General features: G+C 69.3%; 19 protein-coding genes. 8 read left to right on the forward strand and 11 right to left on the reverse strand.

Annotation, left to right across the window (positions count from 1 at the left end):
• The first annotated feature begins 28 nt into the window (after window positions 1–28).
• Entirely contained in the window at window positions 29–412 is a 384-nt protein-coding gene (locus tag M6D93_RS19490) for a cold-shock protein (protein ID WP_347343520.1), read from the forward strand.
• A gap of 162 nt (window positions 413–574) precedes the next feature.
• Complete coding sequence (locus M6D93_RS03720) at window positions 575–1,864, forward strand: MFS transporter (protein ID WP_249773013.1); 1,290 nt, start codon at window positions 575–577, stop codon at window positions 1,862–1,864.
• Window positions 1,865–1,962: 98 nt separating this feature from the next.
• On the opposite strand, the gene M6D93_RS03725 is transcribed toward M6D93_RS03720, so the two are convergent.
• From M6D93_RS03725 to M6D93_RS03740, 4 genes are read right to left on the reverse strand one after another with little or no spacing between them, the layout of a single operon-like run.
• A complete protein-coding gene (locus tag M6D93_RS03725; RefSeq protein WP_249773014.1) occupies window positions 1,963–2,793 on the reverse strand; it encodes a 1,4-dihydroxy-6-naphtoate synthase in 831 nt (276 codons plus the stop codon).
• A complete protein-coding gene (locus M6D93_RS03730; RefSeq protein WP_249773015.1) occupies window positions 2,790–3,491 on the reverse strand; it encodes a futalosine hydrolase in 702 nt (233 codons plus the stop codon). The genes M6D93_RS03725 and M6D93_RS03730 overlap by 4 nt, the downstream gene beginning before the upstream one ends.
• Window positions 3,492–3,493: 2 nt before the next feature.
• Entirely contained in the window at window positions 3,494–3,949 is a 456-nt protein-coding gene (locus M6D93_RS03735) for a hypothetical protein (RefSeq protein ID WP_249773016.1), read from the reverse strand.
• Between the two features lie 10 nt (window positions 3,950–3,959).
• Entirely contained in the window at window positions 3,960–5,525 is a 1,566-nt protein-coding gene (locus M6D93_RS03740; RefSeq protein WP_249773017.1) for an MFS transporter, read from the reverse strand.
• 223 nt (window positions 5,526–5,748) lie between these two features.
• On the opposite strand from M6D93_RS03740, the gene M6D93_RS19495 reads away from it, so the two are divergent.
• Window positions 5,749–6,729 carry a DUF3027 domain-containing protein gene (locus M6D93_RS19495; RefSeq protein WP_430667214.1) on the forward strand — a complete coding sequence of 327 codons (981 nt, stop codon included), beginning with the start codon at window positions 5,749–5,751 and terminating at the stop codon, window positions 6,727–6,729.
• On the opposite strand, the gene M6D93_RS03750 is transcribed toward M6D93_RS19495, so the two are convergent.
• Both M6D93_RS03750 and M6D93_RS03755 read right to left on the reverse strand, forming a co-directional pair.
• Window positions 6,646–8,709 (reverse strand): chorismate-binding protein, encoded by a 2,064-nt coding sequence (locus M6D93_RS03750; RefSeq protein WP_249773019.1) that lies wholly within the window; start codon window positions 8,707–8,709, stop codon window positions 6,646–6,648. The two genes, M6D93_RS19495 and M6D93_RS03750, sit on opposite strands and share 84 nt — an antisense overlap.
• Window positions 8,702–9,034 (reverse strand): DUF2530 domain-containing protein, encoded by a 333-nt coding sequence (locus tag M6D93_RS03755; protein WP_249773020.1) that lies wholly within the window; start codon window positions 9,032–9,034, stop codon window positions 8,702–8,704. The genes M6D93_RS03750 and M6D93_RS03755 overlap by 8 nt, the downstream gene beginning before the upstream one ends.
• A 73-nt stretch (window positions 9,035–9,107) precedes the next feature.
• Between M6D93_RS03755 and M6D93_RS03760 the strand changes: the two genes are divergently transcribed.
• The 3 genes from M6D93_RS03760 to M6D93_RS03770 all read left to right on the forward strand — a co-directional run bounded on the left by M6D93_RS03760 (window position 9,108) and on the right by M6D93_RS03770 (window position 10,714).
• Window positions 9,108–9,545, forward strand: a complete 438-nt coding sequence (locus M6D93_RS03760; protein ID WP_249773021.1) for a MarR family winged helix-turn-helix transcriptional regulator — start codon at window positions 9,108–9,110, stop codon at window positions 9,543–9,545.
• 174 nt (window positions 9,546–9,719) lie between these two features.
• Entirely contained in the window at window positions 9,720–9,884 is a 165-nt protein-coding gene (locus M6D93_RS03765) for a hypothetical protein (RefSeq protein ID WP_249773022.1), read from the forward strand.
• Complete coding sequence (locus M6D93_RS03770) at window positions 9,881–10,714, forward strand: TrmH family RNA methyltransferase (RefSeq protein ID WP_249773023.1); 834 nt, start codon at window positions 9,881–9,883, stop codon at window positions 10,712–10,714. Before M6D93_RS03765 ends, M6D93_RS03770 begins: the two co-directional genes overlap by 4 nt.
• Before the next feature lie 56 nt (window positions 10,715–10,770).
• On the opposite strand, the gene M6D93_RS03775 is transcribed toward M6D93_RS03770, so the two are convergent.
• Entirely contained in the window at window positions 10,771–11,415 is a 645-nt protein-coding gene (locus M6D93_RS03775) for a TetR/AcrR family transcriptional regulator (protein ID WP_249773024.1), read from the reverse strand.
• 66 nt (window positions 11,416–11,481) lie between these two features.
• Here M6D93_RS03775 and M6D93_RS03780 point away from each other — a divergent pair, with 66 nt between their 5' ends.
• Window positions 11,482–12,987: a purine-cytosine permease family protein gene (locus tag M6D93_RS03780; protein WP_249773025.1), complete on the forward strand. Its 1,506-nt coding sequence runs from the start codon at window positions 11,482–11,484 to the stop codon at window positions 12,985–12,987.
• Here the strand turns inward: M6D93_RS03780 and M6D93_RS03785 are convergent.
• The gene (locus M6D93_RS03785) at window positions 12,891–13,235 is read right to left on the reverse strand and encodes a TraR/DksA family transcriptional regulator (RefSeq protein ID WP_249773026.1); all 345 of its coding nucleotides are present in this window, start codon (window positions 13,233–13,235) and stop codon (window positions 12,891–12,893) included. The genes M6D93_RS03780 and M6D93_RS03785 overlap by 97 nt on opposite strands.
• Window positions 13,236–13,493: 258 nt before the next feature.
• Between M6D93_RS03785 and M6D93_RS03790 the strand changes: the two genes are divergently transcribed.
• Window positions 13,494–14,324 carry a hypothetical protein gene (locus M6D93_RS03790; RefSeq protein ID WP_249773027.1) on the forward strand — a complete coding sequence of 277 codons (831 nt, stop codon included), beginning with the start codon at window positions 13,494–13,496 and terminating at the stop codon, window positions 14,322–14,324.
• 43 nt (window positions 14,325–14,367) lie between these two features.
• Here M6D93_RS03790 and M6D93_RS03795 read toward each other — a convergent pair whose 3' ends face one another.
• The 3 genes from M6D93_RS03795 to M6D93_RS03805 all read right to left on the reverse strand — a co-directional run bounded on the left by M6D93_RS03795 (window position 14,368) and on the right by M6D93_RS03805 (window position 19,539).
• On the reverse strand, window positions 14,368–15,753 hold the full coding sequence (locus M6D93_RS03795) for a pyridoxal phosphate-dependent decarboxylase family protein (RefSeq protein WP_249773028.1): 1,386 nt from the start codon (window positions 15,751–15,753) through the stop codon (window positions 14,368–14,370).
• Between the two features lie 145 nt (window positions 15,754–15,898).
• Complete coding sequence (locus tag M6D93_RS03800) at window positions 15,899–17,770, reverse strand: ABC transporter ATP-binding protein (protein ID WP_249773029.1); 1,872 nt, start codon at window positions 17,768–17,770, stop codon at window positions 15,899–15,901.
• Complete coding sequence (locus tag M6D93_RS03805; protein WP_249773030.1) at window positions 17,767–19,539, reverse strand: ABC transporter ATP-binding protein; 1,773 nt, start codon at window positions 19,537–19,539, stop codon at window positions 17,767–17,769. The genes M6D93_RS03800 and M6D93_RS03805 overlap by 4 nt, the downstream gene beginning before the upstream one ends.
• Window positions 19,540–19,585: the final 46 nt, after the last annotated feature.

Consider the following 19,585-nt stretch of genomic DNA (forward strand, 5'->3'; position numbering starts at 1 on the left):
CGGATGATGCGAGTAGGGGTGTTCAGCCATGCCTTCCGGCAAGGTGAAATGGTTCGACGGGGAAAAGGGCTTCGGCTTCCTCGCCGATGACGCTGGTGCCGAAGTGTTCGTCCACAAGGACGCGCTGCCCGCCGGTGTGGCTGAGCTCAAGCCCGGCCAGCGGGTCGAGTTCGGCATCGTCCAGGGTCGCAAGGGCAACCAGGCACTTCAGGTGCGCCTCATCGACCCGATGCCTTCGGTCGTGAAGGCCACGCGGCGCCCGGCCGAGGAGATGACGCCGATCGTCGAGGACCTGATCAAGCTGCTCGACAAGGTCGGCAACTCCCTGCGCCGGGGTCATTACCCCGATCGCGCCGAAGGGAAGAAGGTGGCCACCCTGTTGCGGGCGGTCGCCGACAACCTGGAGTCCTAGCCTTCACCCGTCCGTACGACCACAGGCCCCGGCATGATCCATCCCGATCATGCGGGGGCCTGTTGCATCCGCGGTCCGGTGTCGGTCGTCGAGCCGGTACTGCCGTCCTACCTGTTGGGACTATCTTCCTATATTACGGGACGTCGGCGTACCGTGCCCGTCATGAGCGGTCTCGTTGCGAGCACCGTCGCCTCACCGCGACGCTGGCTGACTCTTGCCGTCGGACTGCTTGCGCAGGCCGCGACCTGCGCGTTCCTCTACGGGCTTCCGATGCTCGTCCCGCAGCTGCGCAGCGAATTGGGTCTGTCGCTCTCGAGCGCCGGAGCGGTGGTCGCGGCTCCCGGACTCGGCCTGCTGCTCACTCTCATCGCCTGGGGTGCGGTGGCGGATCGCTTCGGTGAACGTTGGGTGATAGTCGCCGGGATGGGTGCTGCCGGCGCGCTGCTGGTGTGGGCAGGCCGGCTCGATTCCGTGGCGGCATTGTGCGCTGTGCTGGCTGCCGCGGGAGCGGGGGCGGCCTCGGTCAACGCCGCCAGCGGCCGTCTCGTGCTCGGCTGGTTCGCTCCGCACGAACGCGGCTTGGCGATGGGGATCCGGCAGACCGGTCAGCCGCTCGGCGTGGCGTACGCCGCCCTCGTCCTGCCGCCCGTGGCTCACCACGGCGGGCTGCACGCCGCCTTCGAGGTGGCGGCGGCAACCTGCCTGCTGTTCGCGGTGCTCGTCGGGGTGCTGGCCCAGGATCCGCCCCGGGGCGCGCGCGGCAGCCGGCCGCCTGACCGCCACCCGTATCGGGTGCCGACCTTGTGGCGCCTGCACGCCGCGTCGACGATGCTGGTCGTCCCGCAGTTCGCCGTCTCCGGCTTCTCGATGATCTACCTGGTCTCGGTCCGCCATTGGGATCCCACGGCCGCCGGCCGCCTGCTGTTCTGCGCGCAGCTGCTGGGCGCCGCCGGAAGGATCGGCAGTGGCGTCTGGTCGGATCGGGTCCACAGCCGGTTACGTCCGATGCGTCAACTTGCCGTGGCGGCGACGCTGATCATGGCCGCTGCCGCGCTTGGGGATCGCTTCGATGCAGGCTGGGTGATCGCCGCCCTCGTCCTGGGAGCGGTGATCACCGTCGCCGACAACGGCCTGGCTTTCACCGCCGTCGCCGAGATCGCCGGGCCGGCCTGGGCAGGACGGGCGTTGGGCGCCCAGAACACGGCGCAGAACATCGCCGCGACTCTGACACCGCCCCTGCTGGCAGGTGTGATCGCCTCACACGGCTACTCCGTCGGCTTCGCGGTAGCGGCGGCCTTCCCTATCCTGGCCATCGCCCTCACACCGGTCGCGGCCGAGCGCACGGGCCGTACTGCGCCGCAGGACACCAGCGCCAGCACCGTCAGCAGTAGCAGTTCTCCCCGCCACGAATCCGCCGTAGCGCCGGCGGAAAGCCATGGGCCCAACCCTTGAGCTGCTCGTAGCTCGACAGCTGCAGATAGCGCAGCCGCGGTCGCGCTTGCGGAGAAGTGCGAACAAGCCACGGATGGCACCGGTCCGCGCACCGATGATCAGTCGCGGATCGAATCGACCCGCGGAACGAGACCGGCGTCGGCGGCGCGGCCGAGCAGCTCCTCGACCGCGGCGTAGCCCTGCTCGCCGAGGTCGCGCGTGAAGCTGTTGACGTACAGGTCGATGTGCTGTTGCTGGACGGACGGATCCATCTCGTCCGCATGCTTGGCGACGAACTCAGCCGAATCCTGCGGGTGAGCCCAGGCGTGGTCTACCGAGGCGCGGATGGTACTGATCAACAATTCGGGATCAAGCTCGGCACGACCGGCGTCGCGACGGGCGAGGATCGCCCCTAGCGGAATGGCGTTTCCCGTGCTGGATTCCCACCACTCCCCGAGGTCGGCCAAGGCGGTCAGTCCGTAGTTGTGGTAGGTGAACCGCGCTTCGTGGATGACCAACCCGGCATCGAAACGTCCGTCCCGCACGCCGGGCATGATCTCGGCGAACGGGACCACCTCGACCGATGCCGGTTTCTGGCCCGCTGACCACAGGCGCATCAAAAGGTAGGCCGTGGTTCGATCACCCGGCACGGCGACCCGCGCTCCGTCGAGATCGGTGCGCGTGCTGTTGATGAGTACCAACGGCCCACAGCCTCGTCCGAGCGCACCGCCGCACGGCAGGAGTCGATAGTCCTTGAGCAACCAGGGCAAAGCGGCGTAGGAGACCTTCACGATGTCGAACTCACCGCGCTCGGCGGCGTGGTTGGTGACGTCGACGTCGGCGAAGGTGACGGCCGTGTCGGGGGCTCCGGGGATCAAGCCGTGCGTCCAGGCGTGGAAGACGAATGTGTCGTTCGGACAGGGGGAAAACGCCACCGACAAGGCACTCATGATTGGGTAACTCCTCGAGATTGCAGGACGAGCGGAGCGGCCAGCACGGCGTCGAAGGCCGCGGTCAAGGCAGTGAGCGCGTCGGCCATCCGCCACCGGTCGCGGTCACGGGGGCCGACCGGATTGGAGATGGCGCGTAATTCCGCGAACGGCAGTTCGGCGCGTGCGGCGGCCAGGTACACCCCGATGCCCTCCATCGCCTCGGCTACCGCGGCCGGATGGCTCGTCAGCAGTTCGGCCGCGCGTTCGGCCGAACCAGTAACGGTGGACACCGTGAGGATCTCTCCGATGCGAGCGCCACTGCGGTCGGACAACTGCTCCACGAGCAGGGTGTCGAGCCGATGGCGGACCGGTCCCCAACCGAGCTCGGCCATCGACTGGAATGCCGCCGGAGTCCGGACGCCCAGGTCCGCGTGCACGACCGCTTCGGCGACAGCGGTCGAACCCACCGGTGCGGCAGGGAATCCACCGGCGATACCGGCCGAGAACACCAGGTCGTAATCGTTGCGCAGGGCGCAACCGGTGGCGACGGCGGCAGCGGGGGCGCCGACGCCCGCGGCGAGCACGTCGATCATGCCCGCGCCCGTGATCGCCCGATGGATCTCCAGCCCGTCGATCATGCCGATGGCGGCCTGGCGCCCGTCGACCACCGCGTCCCGCTCGGCCGCGACCGCGGTCACGATCAAGATCCTGGTCATGCTCACGAGCCGATCGTGACCCGAACCACCCATGTGGTCAGGCGATTGCTCGGCTTGAGGGAGGTGAACTGCAGGAAGTAGCCGCCCTTGGACGCCGGTACGGCCAGGCGGGTCGCGAGGTTGTTGGACACGCCGGTGGTGCCGGCTCCAGGAATCGCGGTGTTCGTCTTGCCGGTCTGGGTGTAGGCCGCGGCGACCCAGCCGGCATCGGCGAGGTCCTTGGTTACCCCGACCAGAATGGTGGTCCCCGCCTTCGCGGTCAGATCGGCGACCTTGGCCTGTTCGAGCTCGCATGACCCGGCGACGACGCACACGTTCTGCGCCTTGATCACGGCAGAACTGTTTCCGTCGGAGACGTTGATCGTGGCCGCGGGCTGGTGCTTGGCGCAGCCGGCGAGGGCCAGGGCCGTCGTGACCGTTGCCGCGAACAGGACACGACGAGGCCGACGGGTTGTCACCCGAACGAGGTTACCGGGGCGATGTCTGGGGAGACGTCCGGACCCGGCGGTCGGCCCGGACGGCCCGCTCGCGCAAGGCCATGAAGGTCGCCACGACAATGGTGAGCCCGGCGGCCACGCCGAAGCCCAGCGGCCCGTTCTTGGCGGGCAGCAGGATCGCCACCGTCGCCCCCAGCACCCAGGACAGCTGCAGGAACGTCTCCGAGCGGCCGAAGGCCGACGAGCGCAGCGACTCGGGTACGTCACGCTGTACGAGCGCGTCGAGGGACAACTTGGCCAGAGCGTTCGAGATCGCCGACACCAGCGTCGCCCCGATCGCGACCGGCAGCGAGAACAGCAGGGCAGCCGCCAGACAGGCGACGGCGGCGACGGCGTTGCACACCAGGATGATGAGGTCCGGCCGCCCGAGCTTGAGCCGGGTGCCGATGCCGGTGCCGATGAAGTTACCCGCGCCGGTGGCTACGCCCATCGCGCCCAGACTGGCGACCGCGTGCCAGCCGTGCGAGATCGCCTCGATGTGAAAGGCGAGAAACAGGGTCAGGAACCCCGACAGCCACCGCAGGGTCGACTCCCCCTGTAGCGCCAGCACGACCGGCGGGGTGAAACCACGTCCGGCCCACCCGAGCAGCCGGGTCGTGAACGTGTGCTTGCCCGGGCGCGACTCGATGACCTGAGGCGGCGAGGGCAGTGGGGGAATCGTGCGGTTCTGCTTGGCGGCCACGTCGGCCGGAAGGGTGTCGATGATCCGGGGAAGCCGAAAGGCGTAGAACGCCGTGGCCGCGAACGCGACCGCGGTGATCCAGAGACCGAACGGGTAGGACCCCGTGGTCTTGATGGCCACCCCTACCAGGCCACCGCCCACCAATGCGGCGGCCAGGCCGAAGATGCTGAGCCGGCCGTTGGCCTCGACCAGGGTCAGATCCGTGGGTACCAGCCGCGGGGTGGCCGCGGCCCGGATAACCGCGTAGGCCTTCGACAGCACCAGCGATCCCAGGGCAGCTGGGAAGAGCACGTACAGATCGGTGAAGTTCATCGCCATCACGACGGCCAGCACGGCCCGGCCGAGGGCGGTCGCCGCCATGACGATGCGGCGACCGTGCTGGACGCGGTCCAGTGCCGGGCCGATCACCGGTGCCACCACCGCGAACGGGGCCATGGTCATCAGCAGGTACAGCAGCACATTGCCGCGTTGGGCCTCGCTCGGTGCGGAGAAGAACACGGTGCCGGCCAGCGCGACGGTGATCATCGCGTCCGCTCCGTAGGACATCACCTGGTTCCAGATCATCGCCGTCAGCCCGGACTCCCGGGCGCCGTCGGCTTGGCTGGCCGAGATGACCTTGTGCGCCAGCAGCTTGGACAGGTAGCGGCTGCGAGCGACCACCGCGCGGGTGACCGTGACGTCGCCGGTCGGCTCGGGCCGTACCGACGGCGGCCTGGGCTCCCGATCGGGCCGGTCGGTTCCGAAGCGACCCGCGGGCCGGGCGTGCTCGTCCGGATCGGCTTGTCCCGGATGCAGGCGGTGGTAGGTCGGCGGGGAAAAGCCGTCCCCCGAGTCGTCCCACCCGTTATCGCTCACCACGGCCACCTTCCCGGTCCGTTGCCTGTGCGCGGCTGCCCGCCCCGGTCCATCCTGCCGTAATCCTCTGACGGATGCGGGTTCACGGCGCCACGAGTGACACAATGTCGGAGTGAATGCCGTGACTGAAGAGCCCACTGACGACGCGACCGCCGGCGCGACCGGCGAGGCGGTCGTCGGTGCCGTTGCCGGCTCGGCCGACAACGAGGTCGTCCTCGACGAGATCTGCGCCGGGGCCGTCGAGCTCGCCCGCTCCGCCGCCCAGGAGACCGCGCGCGAGGACTCCGCGGTCACCGAGTCCGACCATGTCGGCGCGCACCTCGGGGTGAGCGCCGAGGGCGAACGGATGGTCACGCACGCTTTCGAGGCGACGCTCAAGGGTTATCACGGCTGGCACTGGGCCGTGACGATCGGTCGCGCCGAGGGTTTCGAACCGACCGTCGCCGAGGTCGTCCTGCTCCCCGGCCAGGGCGCGCTGCTGGCCCAGCCGTGGGTTCCCTGGAGCGAGCGGATCCAGCCCGGTGATCTCAGTCCCGGCGATGTCCTGCCGACGGCGCTCGACGACCCGCGTCTGGTGCCGGGCTACCTTGCTTCGGACGACCCGCAGATCGAGGAGGTCGTACTCGAACTGGGCTTGGGTCGCGTCCGCGTGCTGTCGCGCTTCGGCCGGCTCGAGGCAGCCGACCGCTGGTACGCCGGCGACCGTGGACCGGACAGTCCCATGGCCAAGCAGGCCCCCGCACCGTGCGGAACCTGCGGTTTCTACACCCCATTGCGCGGATCGCTGGGTGGCGCTTTCGGTGCCTGCGCCAACGAGATCGCCGAGGCCGACGGCAAGATCGTCTCGGTCGACCATGGGTGTGGCGCCCACTCCGAAGCCGTCGTCGAGCTGAACGTCGAGCACGGCGAGGTCTTCGAGGACGACGCCGTCGTCCCGCTCGAACTCGACTCGGCTGTGCTCGACGCCGACGCCGACGCCGACGCCGACGCCGACGCGGTCGCCGACGTCGACGCCTCGGACGAAGACGAAGACGAAGACGAGGATGTGCTGGACGACGTACTCGGCGATGACGTGCTCGATGACGGAGTTCCGGCCGAGGACGTGCTGGACGAGAACGTCTCAGAGGCCGAGCAGGTCCCGGAGTTCGGCGAGCAGTTCCCGGTCGAGACCGAAATCGACGGCGTCGGCTCCGTCGAGGCCTGACACCGGGAGCAGTCCGGTACTGCTCAGGCTGAGGACGAGGCGAGCATCGCGGAGCTCGTCCAGAGCGAGGTCCCCGAACTCGATGCGCCACCCGAGATCTCCGGCGACATCGAGCAACCGCAGACGCGTGATTCCGGGCAGTATCCGTTCCGAGGCCACCGGCGTGCGCAACGTCCAGTTCGGGTAGCCCTTGGCCGCGTCCGGCCCGCCGGTCACCGCGGCGAGGTTGCTCCGGCTCGTTTCCAGCAGCGCGTTGTCGGCGTTGAGGAAGGCCGGCCAGCTCGGAGCGCACTGTCGTTCGAGCGCGGCGAGGTAGCGGCGGTCGTTCCACTTGTGCCGCCAGGCGCCGCTCCGGCCGGTGATCAGCCGGAGCCGGACTTCATCCGGAGGCGGCGCGGCCGGCGTGAGGGTGATCGAGGGCTCGGCGACATCGGCCCGCACCGACAACCGGATCCGCTGGCGGCCGGTGGTCGCGGCCGCTGCCCGCCGAACCCGGTCGGCGGTTTCGCTGGGCAGTCGTCGCCCGAACACCTCCTCGGACGATTCCGCCAGTCGCGCAAGGTGATCGGCCGCGGCCATCGGAACACCGTCCACCGCGAGCAGGGTGTCGAAGACGCCCTCATCGGGGTTTACGCCGGCCGGGATCTCGCTCGTCGGAACGTCCAGGCGATAGCCCCCGAGCGCGAGCAACGGCGCGGCCTTGACCAGGCACTCGCGCCATTCCAGGGTCGGCACGGAGCTTGCCGTGATTCCGCCCCCGACGCCGAGGGCGAAGCGACCCCCGCCCGGTGAGGCGAATTCGAAGGTCCGGATCGCGACGTTGAGGGCAGTACCTGCCTCGATCCCCAGGTAACCGAGGGCACCCGTGAAGGCGCCGCGCTCGCGGTCCTCCAGCTGGTCAATCAGGCGTACAGCTGCGGATTTCGGTGCCCCGGTCACCGAGCCGGGCGGGAACGCGGCCCCGATCAGGTCGGCGTCGGTCACCCCGGCGTCCAGTTCGGCCCGCACTTCGCTGACCAGGTGCCACACGCCCGGAGCGGGACGGAGCTCCAGCAGGGTGGGGACCGTCACCGAACCCGCCCGGGCCACGCGGGAGAGATCGTTTCGGACCAGATCGGTGATCATGATGTTCTCGGCCCGGTCCTTGTCGGAGGCCAGCAGTTCCTGCGCCGCCGGCTCGGTCGGGTCCATCGTGTCGCCGCGTCGACGCGTGCCCTTGATCGGGCCGCTGACCACGACGTCGACCGAGCTGGTGTGATCGCGGGCCAGGAACAGCTCCGGGGACAGGCTGACCACGCTGCCCCCTTCCGTCTGCAGGAAGCAGGCGTAGTCGGGGTCGAGGGTCGTGACACCGGCGGCGAACAGGTCGAACGGGCTGCCGGCGAGTTCGCCGAACAGCCGGGTGCAGATGTTCACCTGGTAAAGCGAGCCGGCGCGGATGGCCCGGATCGCGTGCTCGACCGCGGCCAGGTGTGCGTACTCCGCGCCGCCCTCCACCGCGGTGATCCGGACCTCGGACGCACTCGGCCCGACCTGCCCGTCCGCCGCTTGCTCGGCCAGCGCGCCGACAAGCCGGCCGACCGCGTCGGCATCTGCCGGATTGCGAGTCCAGAGCGTCAGTGCTTCGGGCGCGCGTTGCCCTGCTCCTGGTCGGCCGCCCGCCCGGACGGAGGTCGCGGGGCCGAGTCGAAGGATCCGATCGAAGCGGGTGAAGCCCGATGGGCCGCGATCCTCGGGCACTGCGCCTTGGCTGTATCGGTGGACCCCGATCCATCCGGGTCCACGGGCGGCGGCCGGGTCGGCGACGTGCCCGCTCGGGTGCCAGGCCAGTATCGCGCGCCCGGCCGGCCACCGGCCGGTGAGCAGCGCCAGTTCCGAGGTGTCGGCCTGCGTCGATGCGCTCAGGGCCTTGGCGAGCCCGAGCACCTGCGCGAGCCCGGCGCTCAGCGCGGGCCCACTCGCGCCGCGTTCGTCAGCCAAGCCGGCCTTCGGAGGAATGCTTGCGGATGAGGACCAGACCGACGAGTCCGAGGACGGCGCCCGACAACGCGGTCCACAGCCAGACTCGGTGATCGTGGTGGCCCAACCACGCCCAGAAGGGCAACAAGCCGACCAGGACGAGTGTGAAGGCGAGGGTGCCGATCAGGACGACCGTGCGCGCGTCCACCACCAGCATCTGCGCGGCCGGCGGCAGGTCACGAGTGCTCGGGGGAGTCCCGGCGAGTGACCCGCTCGGCTCGGCGGCGGGTGCGGTCGGACCGGGCTCGCCGTTCGCGCTCGACTCGCGCGCTGGGTGCTCGCTCACGGCCACGAGGCTACCGGGCTCGAGTCGTGCGGAACGGCTGGCGTGTGAGGCATTCGTTAGCTAGACTAAGCATGTGACTGCTCCCAGTCGGGTTGCCGACGCCGCGCTGGCCTCGACCATTCGGTTGTCCATTCTGCGCGTCGCGCGCCGGCTGCGCTCACAGCGCGCCGACACGGCCGTCACCCTGTCGCAGCTGTCCGCCCTGGCCACGGTCAACAAGAACGGCCCGCTGAGCGCAGGGGAGGTCGCGGCGATCGAGCAGGTGCAGCCTCCGTCGATGACCAAGATCCTGGCGGCCCTCGAAGGCGCCGGCCTCATCGAGCGCGCCGCCCACCCGGACGACCGGCGCCAGTCCATCATCTCCATCTCCGAGGCCGGGCAGAACCTGCTCGCCGACGAGATCCGGCTCCGCGACGAGTGGCTGGCTCGCCGGCTGGCCGAGTTGTCCGCCGCGGACCGGGAGAAGCTGTTGCAGGCCGCCGAGGTATTGGATCGGCTGGCCTCGGAGTGACCCAGTCCTCCACTCGACCCTCACCCAATCCCCCCAGTTCTTTTCGCGGCCCAAGCCGTTCCAGTCGCTGCGCGTACGCAACTATCGCCTCTACTTCTTCGGGCAACTGATCTCGCTGACCGGCGTGGGCCCAACGCGTCGCCCACGCTTACTGCTGACGGCACGCCTGCCCGTATGCGTGGCATCCGGTCGGGAGCGGTCTTCTGGCCGCGGTGGGGAATGCTCGGCGGCGGCGTGATCTGCCTGGTCTTCTCGGTGGTGCTCGGCGTGGCCTTGTCCCACCGGCAGCGGGTCGGGCTGCCCGGGCTGCGGCATCGTTTCGATATCGTGCGGGCGTGAGCACGCCACGGCCCATCGTCACGATCGACGATCCGGACGACCCGCGGCTGGCCGATTTCCGCGCCCTGATCGACGCCGACGTACGTCCGGACCGGCGCGGCATCGTCATCGCCGAGGGCGTGAACGTCGTGGACCGGTTGCTCAGGTCCCCCTATCGTGCAAGGGCGATCCTCGGCGTGCCGGGAAAGCTCGCAGCGCTGGCGCCGACCCTGACAGCCGCGCCGGATGTCGCGGTGTACGAGGTGGACAAGTGGTTGCTCTCGGACGTGGTGGGGTTCCGGGTGACCCGCGGCGTGCTGGCCTCGGCTGATCGGCCGGCTCCGGTCTCGCCCGCGTCCGTGGTCGGCGGCGGGGGCCGGTTCGTGGTGCTGGAGGGTCTCAACGATTTCGAGAACCTCGGCTCGCTCTTTCGCAATGCCGCCGCCTTCGGGCTGAACGGGGTGTTGCTGGACCGTCGTTGCGCCGATCCGCTGTACCGGCGCAGTGTCCGGGTGTCCATGGGTCACGTCTTCTCGATGCCCTTTGCCGTACTGGACGATCCGTGGCCGCAGTCGATGTCCGTGTTCGCCGAGGCGGACGTCCCGGTGCTGGCGATGACGCCTCGCGCGGCGGCCGGATCGGTGTTCGAGGCCGACGTACGCGCGAGCTGGGCTGTGCTGTTGGGGGCGGAGGGACCCGGCTTGTCCGAGCAGGCGCTGGCGGCCGCCAGCGAATGGCGCCGGATCCCCATGTCCGACGGGGTGGACTCCCTCAACGTCGCCACCGCCGGCGCGGTCGCCTTCGCCGCACTGTCGGTAGGCAGAGTCTTCGGTGAGCCCAACGCTGGCTGACGCTGACCGGTGCTGACTGATGCAGCACTTTCGCCGGACCGGGCCGCGGCGGGGGGTCAGACGAACGTGCCGTCGGCCAGGCCCAGCTCGCGTTCGGCGCCACGCAGCACCATGGGCCTGACGTCGTCGTAATCGATGGTGGTACGCACGGCCGCCTGGACGCTGAACCCGTCGACCATCGCCATGATGCGAAGCGCGGACCGGCTCGGCGAACGCGTGTGAAACTGCCCGTCCGACACGCCCGCCTCGATCAAAGCCGCGAGGCGACCGGTGTCCAGTTCCATCTGGCGACTCACCTCAGCGAGCAGGGCAGGCCGCCTGCGGCTGGCCTGCCAGGCATCGAGCCATAGCAGGCTGAGGGCGTCGCGATCGGGAGCCAGCCATTGCGCGAGCAGCCGACGCATCCGGCTTTTGGCGGTCAATCCTCGCTCGGCGCGCGCGAACAGCTCGTCCCGTTCCTGCGCCGCGGCATGGCCGAACGCCGCCGCCACCAGGTCGTCCGCGGTGCCGAAGTAGTGGCTGACGAGACCGGGGAACACCCCCAGGGTGTCGGCCACTCGGCGCGCGGTCACTCGGTCCAGACCCTCGGACAGCGCCAGGGCGGACGCGGCGGTGATCATCTCAGCGCGTCGAGCCTCCGGCGGTTTACGCCGGGCGGTCGGTGTCGGATCGGCCCCAACGGCAGCGGGTCTTGACGGCATGCGTCCCATGGTATTGACTTTCGGACCAACAAGCAATTGGTTCACAGACCAATAAGGCGGGCAGGCATGACCCTCAACGAACCGGCAGGCGACCGGACCGGAAGAATCGAAGCGCACGGTATCGACGTGATTCCCGAGTCCGAGCGGCACGGTCGGGCCCGGGAACTGCTCGTCCTGTGGGCCGCTTCCAACATCACCTACCTCTACATCGTGCTGGGCGGCACCTTGGTGCTGCTCGGGCTCGGCGTCGTCCAGGCCATGGCCGTGGTTCTGGTCGGGAACCTCTTCTGGCTGCTCGTCGGGTGGTTGTCCGTCAGCGGGCCGAGTGCTGGCACCCCGAGCGAGGTGATCACCCGGGCGATGTTCGGCGTGCGCGGCAACCGGCTCTACAACCTCGTCCTCGGCTGGGGTGTCGGCGTGGCCTACGAGGCCATCAACCTCTCCGTCGGTGCCCTGGCGGGGTTCGCCCTCGTCGAGCAATGGGGCGGGTCGGCCACCGGCACCGTCAAGGCGATCGTCATCGCGATCACGGCCCTGGTTACCTTCACGATCAGCGTCTACGGCCATGCCACGATCGTCCGGCTCAGCGGGATGTTCAGTGCGGTGCTGCTGATCAGCCTTGTCCTACTGGGCTACTTCGTGCTGCGGCACGCCGACTTCGGGTATCGACCTCCCGTCGACTCGGCCGTGCACGGTCCGGCGCTGTGGGCCGCGGCCGCGGCCGGGTTCACGATCATCGCCTCCTCGCCGCTGTCCTGGGGGACCGGAGCCGACTACGCCCGCTACCTGCCCGCCAGCACCTCACGCCGGGCGATCGTCGGCTGGACCGCCGTCGGTGGTTACCTGCCCGCGGTCGCACTCGGTGGCATCGGGGTGCTGGCCGGAACCGTGGTCGACATGACCGATCCGCAGACGTCGCTGTCCGCGGTGCTCCCGGGGTGGTTCTACCCGATCTTCCTGACCGTCATCGTGCTCGGATCGATCACCAACAACGTACTGACCGCGTACAGCACGGGATTGGCGCTGCAAGCGATGGGAATCGGCTGGACGCGGGCGATCACCGTCATCTTCGACGCGATCGTGGCGGTAGGAATAACGTCCTACGCATTGTTCGTCAACGACTTCCTCGACACCCTCAACAATCTGCTGGCGTTGACCGTGGCCTTCCTCGGTCCCGCACTGGCGATCTACGGTGTGGACATCGTGCTGCGCCGCAATCGGTACGACGGGTCGGCCCTGCACGACGAGACGCCGGCCGGCCAGTTCTGGTTTCGGAGCGGGGTGAACCCGGCCGGTGCGATCGCGTTGAGTGCGGGCATCGCGGCCGCCCTGCTGTGCGCCCGTACCGCCGTCTTCACCGGCCCCATTGCGGCCGCTCTCGACGGTGCGGATCTGTCGGCGCTGGTGGGGCCGCTGATCGGCGGCGGTCTGTACTGGGTGTTGGCGCCACGACACGGGGGCGCGTACGCCACGGCTCAGCGGCCGACGCAGTCGATGCAGCGACGGGTCAGGGGCAGAGCCTCGAGCCGATCGGCGGAGATCTCCTCGCCGCAGTACTCGCACCAGCCGTAGCGACCCTCGTGTACATCGCGGCGAGCGCGCTCGGCCTCCGCGACCTGCGCCTTGGCTCGCTGCCGGCTCGCGTCGAGCTGCGCCCGTTCGAAGGCGATGGTGGTGCCCTCCGGGTCGTGCTCGTCATCGACGTTGCTGTCAGCGGCAGCCGCCTGCAGCGCATGGAACTCGGCGTCCAGCGCGGCCAGCTGGTCCACCGCGGCCTCACGGAGCTCGCGAAGTCGCACCAGTGACAGGTGGGCATCCATGATTCATTCGTACTCCGCCCGGCGTTCGGGCGCAGTAGGCCCGCGGGCGGCCGTCGAACTGTGCACGCCCGCCCGAGCGCGTATGGTCTGACTCAGCGCTATCAGTGGCGGGCAGGTCCGGTGACCACCGGCAGTATTGCTTGCCCACCAGACGCACCCGGCCGAATCCGTGCCGGCTCCCCGCCGACCTGCTCAGCCGCGGCCGACGATCGATCGGCCGCCGCTCTGCCGGTTCGGCAGCCCCTTCGGAGGTAAGCCATGCAGATCGACGATCGCCAGGTAAGGCGTCGCGCACGAGGCCGGATTGCTCGACGCCGTGGTGCGCTCAGCGGTTTCCTGCTGATCGTGCTCGGAGCGTGGGCGGCCCTGGTGCCGTTCATCGGGCCGTGGTTCAACCTGGCCTACACCCCTGATTCCAGTTGGCAGTGGACCGCCGCCCGGGGCTGGCACGAAGTGCTTCCCGGCGCCGTGGCCGTGGCCGCCGGACTGCTGGTTCTGTTCAGCGCTCGCCGCAGTACTGCCGTCCTCGCGTGCTGGTTGGCCGTGGCTGCCGGTGCTTGGCTGGTCGTCGGGCCCGCCCTGGCCCCGGTGCTGCACACCGGTTCGCTCGGATCGCCGACGGGGACGGGCAACTCCCGGCAGGCGGCCGAACAACTGTTGTTCTTCTACGCCATCGGCGCAGCGATCGTGTTCGTCGCGGCTGCGGCCTTCGGCCGACTCTCCGTACGCTCACCGGCCGATATCCGTTATGCGGAAAGGTCGATCGAGGCTGAGCGGCGGGCCGAGGACGAGCGTCTGGAAGCCGCCCGTCGCCGTGATGAGGAGCAGCGCCTCGCGAAGGAACGATCCGAGCGCGAACGGCTCGACCGTGAGCGTGCCGGCAATGAGCCTGCCGCGTCCGATCGCCCCCTTTCCGATCGTCCTGTCACCGATCGTCCTGTTTCTGGCAGTCCTGTTTCTGGCAGCCCTGCCTCCGATGCCCCGGCTTCGGGTGGTTCGGCTCCGGGTAGTTCGGCTTCGGGTGCTCCGGCTTCCGGTGATCAAGCGGCGGGACGGCACGGTTACGAGCCGATGCCGCCGCCGCACTAGCCGGTCGGCGACTCCGACTCACACGCTCGAAGCTGCTGGGACGTTACGGCGCGGTTGCCGCAACCGCGCGGGCTATCGCCTGTACGGACATCTCGATGTCGCGGGCGTCGGTGCTCCAGTTGCTGACCGACACCCTGATGATGGCTCGGCCACCCCACCGTGATCCCGACATCCAGGCCACGCCTTCGGCGAGCAGCGCGGCGATCACCGCACGGGTGCGCTCATCGTCGCCGACGGCCAGGCACACCTGGGTGTAGACGACATCGTTGAGGACCTCGACCTCGTCGATCTCGTTCACCGCTCGGGCGAACTCCTGCGCGTGATGGGCCAAATCGTCGACCAGGGCGGCGACGCCGGAGCGGCCCAGCGAGCGCAGGGCCGCCCAGACGGGGACGCCGCGGGCGCGCCGGGACATCTCCGGGACGAGATCGAGGGGGTCCCCGGCGGCGTCTGGGATCAGGTAACTGGCGTGGATCCCCATCGCCGAGCGCAGCGCCGACCGGTCGGCGACGATCGTGATGCCGCAGTCGTAAGGGACGTTCAGCGTCTTGTGAGCGTCGGTCGTCCACGAATCGGCCGCCTCGTAGCCGGTGACGAGCTGCCGATGCCCGACGCTCGCGCCGGCCCACAACCCGAACGCGCCGTCGATGTGCACCCACGCACCGTGCTGGTGAGCCACCTCGATGGCCTCGGCGATCGGATCGAACGCCCCGGAATGTACGTTGCCCGCCTGTAGACAGACGATCGTCGGGCCGGACTGCGCGCTCTCGAGCGCCGAGTTCAGCGAAGCGACGACCAGGCGCCCCTGACGGTCGGCTGCCACGGCCTGCGGCGCGCCCAGACCGAGGTATCGCAACGCCACGTCCACGGATTCGTGGCGCTGCTCGCCGACGATGACCCGGACCGCCGGCGAGCCGGTGAGGCCCTTCTCGGCCACGTCCCATCCGGCCTGGGCGAGGACGCGGTCACGGGCGGCCGCCAAGCCGGTGAAGTTGGCCATCGTCGCTCCGGTGACGAAACCGACCGCGGCGGTGGAGGGCAGGCCCAGCACATCGAGCAGCCAGCGGCCGGCCGCATCCTCTGCGGCCACGACGCCCGGGGTGGCCGCGTGCAACCCAGCGTTCTGGTCCCAGGCACTCACGAGCCAGTCGGCGCCGAGCGCCGCGGGCAGTGTTCCGCCCATCACCCAGCCGAAGAACCGGCCCGAGGCGATGGCCATCAGGCCGGGCTCGACGAGTGCGTTGAGCTGCGACACGACCTCGGCGGGATCGGTCGGACCGTCCGGCAGCCGATGGTCGAACGCCGCTCGGAGTTGCTGCGCCGTGTTGCGCGGTGGCACCGGGCGGTCCGGAATGGAGTGCAGGTACTGCTCGGCAGCGGTCTTGGCCGCGTCCAGTGTGGTCTTGTACAGCTCCGGTCGTGCGGTCATCGGTCCTCCCCGAAAGCGGCCCACCCGATGTCGCCTGCAGCTCGACGTGGCCGGCGATGCGGCGGGCCGTCCGTACCAGGATGCTCCGGGGGCCGACGCTGATACAGCCCGGCGGCCGGAAAGGTGGATGGACCCCGCAGCTCCGCTACACCAGCGAATCCCGCCAAGCGGTGTGCAGTGCGGCGAAGCGGCCACCCTCGGCGGATACATCACCGGCAAGGACCTCAGGGGTCCCATCCTCGACCACGCGGCCCTCGTCCAGGACCAGCACGCGGTCGGCGATCTCCACCGTCGACAGCCGATGCGCGATGATCAACGCCGTCCGGCCGTGCAGCACCGTGCGCAGAGCGCGCTGGACGGCGCGTTCGGTGGGGATGTCCAGGCTGGAGGTCGCCTCGTCGAGGATCAGCACGGCAGGGTCGGCGAGGAACGCTCGCGCGAAAGCGACCAGTTGGCGTTGCCCGGCCGACAGGCGTCCACCACGCTTGCGGACATCGGTGTCGTACCCGGCGGGCAGCCGCCGGATGAACTCGTCGGCCCCCACCTCGCGGGCGGCCGCCTCGATCTCGTCCCGGCTCGCTCCCGGCCGGCCGAAGGCGATGTTGTCGGCCACCGAGCCGGAGAACAGGAAACCGTCCTGGGTGATCATGACCACCGAGCTACGCAGATCGTCCTCGGACAGGTCGGTCAGCGATATGCCGTCGAGCCGAACAGCGCCCTTCGTCGGGTCGTAGAACCGGCTGATGAGCTTGGCGATGGTCGTCTTGCCGGCACCGGTGGCGCCGACCAGCGCGACCGTCTGCCCCGGAAGGATGTTGAGGTCGAGCTCAGGAAGGATCACCCGCGGGCGCTCCGCGCGCGGCTCGTAGGAGAACTCGACCCCGTCGAAGGCGATCTCGCCGCGGACCGGCAGGGCCAGCACAGCGGGATGCTCCGGCTCAGGTACCGAAGGCTTCTCGGCCAGCACCCTGGCCAGCTTCTCCAGCGCGGCCGTCGCCGACTGCAGCGAGTTGAAGAAGATCGCGACATCCTCCATCGGCCCGTAGAACTGGCGCAGGTAGAGCAGGAACGCGGTGAGCACCCCCAGGGCCAAGCCCCCGTTGGCGACCCGCATCCCGCCGGCGAACAACACGACGACGGTCGCGACGTTGCCGATCAGGGTGACGCCGGGGATGAACACCATGTGGAGCCGGAAGACCTGTGCGTTCGCGTCCTGATAGTCGAGGTTGAGGCTGTCGAAGATGGCGTCGTTGCGCTTCTCCCGGCGGAAGGCCTGCACCGCCCGGATGCCGTTGAACGTCTCCACGAATTGGACGATGAGCAGAGCGATGCTCTCCCGCGTGCGCCGGAACGCCACCGTCGATCGGGCCGAGAACCAGCGGAAGAGGAAGAACAACGGGATCACGGCGGCCAGTGCGATCAGCGCCAGCCAGGGGTCCAGCACCAGCATCAGGACCGAGATGACCGTGATGTTGAGGACGGCGAGCAGCAGTCCGTCGAGGCTCGCGTCGAGCAGCTCGCGCAAGGTGTCGACGTCGGAGGTGAGCCGGCTGATCACCCGGCCAGAGGTGAAGGACTCGTGCCAGGACACGCTCAGCCGCTGGGCATGATCGAAGACCCGTCGTCGCAGGTCGAACAGGATCGCCTGCCCGATGGTGCCCGACCGGCGCAGGAAGGCCCACTGCAGCACCCCCGAAACGGCCGCCGCCACGACCAGCGCTCCGACGATTTGGGTCAACGTGCGGTAGTGGCCCGCGATCGCCTCGGGCATGCCGTGGTCGATGGCCAGCCCGATCAGCCAGGGCGCGACCATGGTCGCGATCACCTGACCGACGACGAGGGCGAACACCCCGGCGATCTGCCGACGGTAGGGCTTGATCAGCTCCGCGAGCAGGACGCGGGCTTCCCGGTCCAGTTTCGGCCGCAGCGGGGATTCGCCTTCATCGGCGGTCAGAACCTCGTCGTCCTTGGCCGGATCGTCGTCGAGCTGGCCACGCCAGTCGGCCTCGGTGCTCATGCGCTCACCTCCGCCTTCTGCGACAGCAGGTTGCGGTATCGCTCGTTTCCGGCCATCAGCTCGCTGTGCGTGCCGACGGCGGTGATGGCGCCGTCTTCGAGCAGGGCCACCCGGTCGGCCAGCAACACCGTCGAGGCGCGATGGGCGACGACCAGTGCGGTGGTGTCCGCCAGCACCCGGCGAAGGGCCTTCTCGACCAGGGCTTCGGTGTGGACGTCCAGTGCCGACAGCGGATCGTCGAGCACCAGCACCCGGGGACGACCCAGCACGGCGCGGGCCAGAGCCAGCCGCTGACGCTGGCCCCCCGACAACGACAGTCCTTGCTCGCCGACGCGGGTGTCGAGCCCGTACGGAAGTTCGTGGACGAAGCCGGCCTGGGCGATGTCCACGGCCTCGGTGACCTCGGCGTCGGTTGCGTCCGGGCGTCCCAGGGTGATGTTCTCGCGCACGCTGGCCGAGAACAGGGTGGGCTCCTCGAAGGCCGTACTCACCGTGCTGCGCAGCTCGTCCAGGGTGATCTGATCGATCGCGACCCCGTCGATGCGGATCGCCCCTGAGCTCACGTCGTGCAGCCGGGGGACGAGCGCGGTGAGGATCGTCTTGCCCGAACCGGTCGGACCGACGAGCGCCATCGTCTCGCCGGCGTGGATGTCCAGCTGGACATGGCTCAGCGCGTCGGACTCGGCCCCCGGGAAGCGGAAGCTGACATCGTCGAAGCTCAACCGGGCCGGACGGTCGGTATGGGGAAGGGACGCGGGGCGGTCGGGTTCGGTCAGGTCGGTGCTCGAATCCATCACCTCGAAGATTCGCGCGGTGGCCGCCACCGCCTCCTCCGTGCCGGCGATCAACCACCCGAGCGCCATCAGGGGCCAGTTCAACCGCAGCTGCAGCGTTATGAAAGCCACGAGCTCACCGGTGCTCAGGCGTCCGTGAGCGACGGCGATGACGCCGAACAGGGTGACACCGGCGAGCACCAGTTGCGGGTACGTGCCGATGACGGTCCACAGGTTGGCCAGCGTCCGGTTCTTCTGCAGCTCGGCCGCGCGCAGCCGACCGGCGTCCTCGGTGAAGTCGTCGAGCAACTGCCGCCGCCGACCGAACGACTTGATCACCCGGATGCCGAGTACCGACTCCTCGACGCTGGTCGCCAGATCACCGGTGAGGTCCTGAGCCCGGCGAGCTTCGAGGTTGTACCGATGCTCGTAGTAGCGGGTGGCCGCGCCGAGCGGCAGCATGACGACGCAGACCGCCAGCCCCAGCGGTGGGTCGAGCTTGATCAGCAGGACCAGGATGACCACGATGACGGCCAGGTTGGCGAAGAAGAACACCGCGATGAAGCCGACGAACCGGCGCAGCGTCGACAGGTCGCTGGTCACCCGGGACAGCAGCTGGCCCGAGGGCCACCGGTCGTGGAATCTCACCGGCAATCGCTGCAGATGCTGGTAGAAGTCTCGGCGCAGGTCGGTCTCGATGGCCAGCGCCGACGTCGTCATCGCTCGGCGCCGAATGCCGAACAGCACCGCCTCGGCCAGGCCGAACAGCAGGGCGAGACCGATGAGGGGATACATACCGCCGACGTCGTGCCGGGCAATCGGGCCATCGATGAGGGCAGCGGTCACCAGCGGGAGGATGGACTGCACGACCATGGCCAGAGTGGCGATGACGAGCATGAAGATCAGGTAGCCGCGATAGGGCCTCAGCCATGGCCACAGCCGCTTCAGGTCGGACAGGGAGCCCTCGTCGGTTGTCTGAATGGCCCCGTCTGTCACGGTGACTCAATCTACGACGAGGCACCGACAACGGTCGAACGGTTTA

This window comes from Jatrophihabitans telluris, assembly GCF_023516435.1.
Lineage (GTDB): Bacteria > Actinomycetota > Actinomycetes > Mycobacteriales > Jatrophihabitantaceae > Jatrophihabitans_A > Jatrophihabitans_A telluris.

Coding starts and splice junctions, on each gene's coding strand:
- M6D93_RS19490 (WP_347343520.1), top strand. CDS start 29: ATGCCTTCCGGCAAGGTGAAATGGTTCGACGGGGAAAAGGGCTTCGGC.
- M6D93_RS03720 (WP_249773013.1), top strand. CDS start 575: ATGAGCGGTCTCGTTGCGAGCACCGTCGCCTCACCGCGACGCTGGCTG.
- M6D93_RS03725 (WP_249773014.1), bottom strand. CDS start 2,793: ATGAGTGCCTTGTCGGTGGCGTTTTCCCCCTGTCCGAACGACACATTC.
- M6D93_RS03730 (WP_249773015.1), bottom strand. CDS start 3,491: ATGACCAGGATCTTGATCGTGACCGCGGTCGCGGCCGAGCGGGACGCG.
- M6D93_RS03765 (WP_249773022.1), top strand. CDS start 9,720: ATGCGTGGCATCCGGTCGGGAGCGGTCTTCTGGCCGCGGTGGGGAATG.
- M6D93_RS03775 (WP_249773024.1), bottom strand. CDS start 11,415: ATGCCGTCAAGACCCGCTGCCGTTGGGGCCGATCCGACACCGACCGCC.
- M6D93_RS03780 (WP_249773025.1), top strand. CDS start 11,482: ATGACCCTCAACGAACCGGCAGGCGACCGGACCGGAAGAATCGAAGCG.
- M6D93_RS03785 (WP_249773026.1), bottom strand. CDS start 13,235: ATGGATGCCCACCTGTCACTGGTGCGACTTCGCGAGCTCCGTGAGGCC.
- M6D93_RS03790 (WP_249773027.1), top strand. CDS start 13,494: ATGCAGATCGACGATCGCCAGGTAAGGCGTCGCGCACGAGGCCGGATT.
- M6D93_RS03795 (WP_249773028.1), bottom strand. CDS start 15,753: ATGACCGCACGACCGGAGCTGTACAAGACCACACTGGACGCGGCCAAG.
- M6D93_RS03800 (WP_249773029.1), bottom strand. CDS start 17,770: ATGAGCACCGAGGCCGACTGGCGTGGCCAGCTCGACGACGATCCGGCC.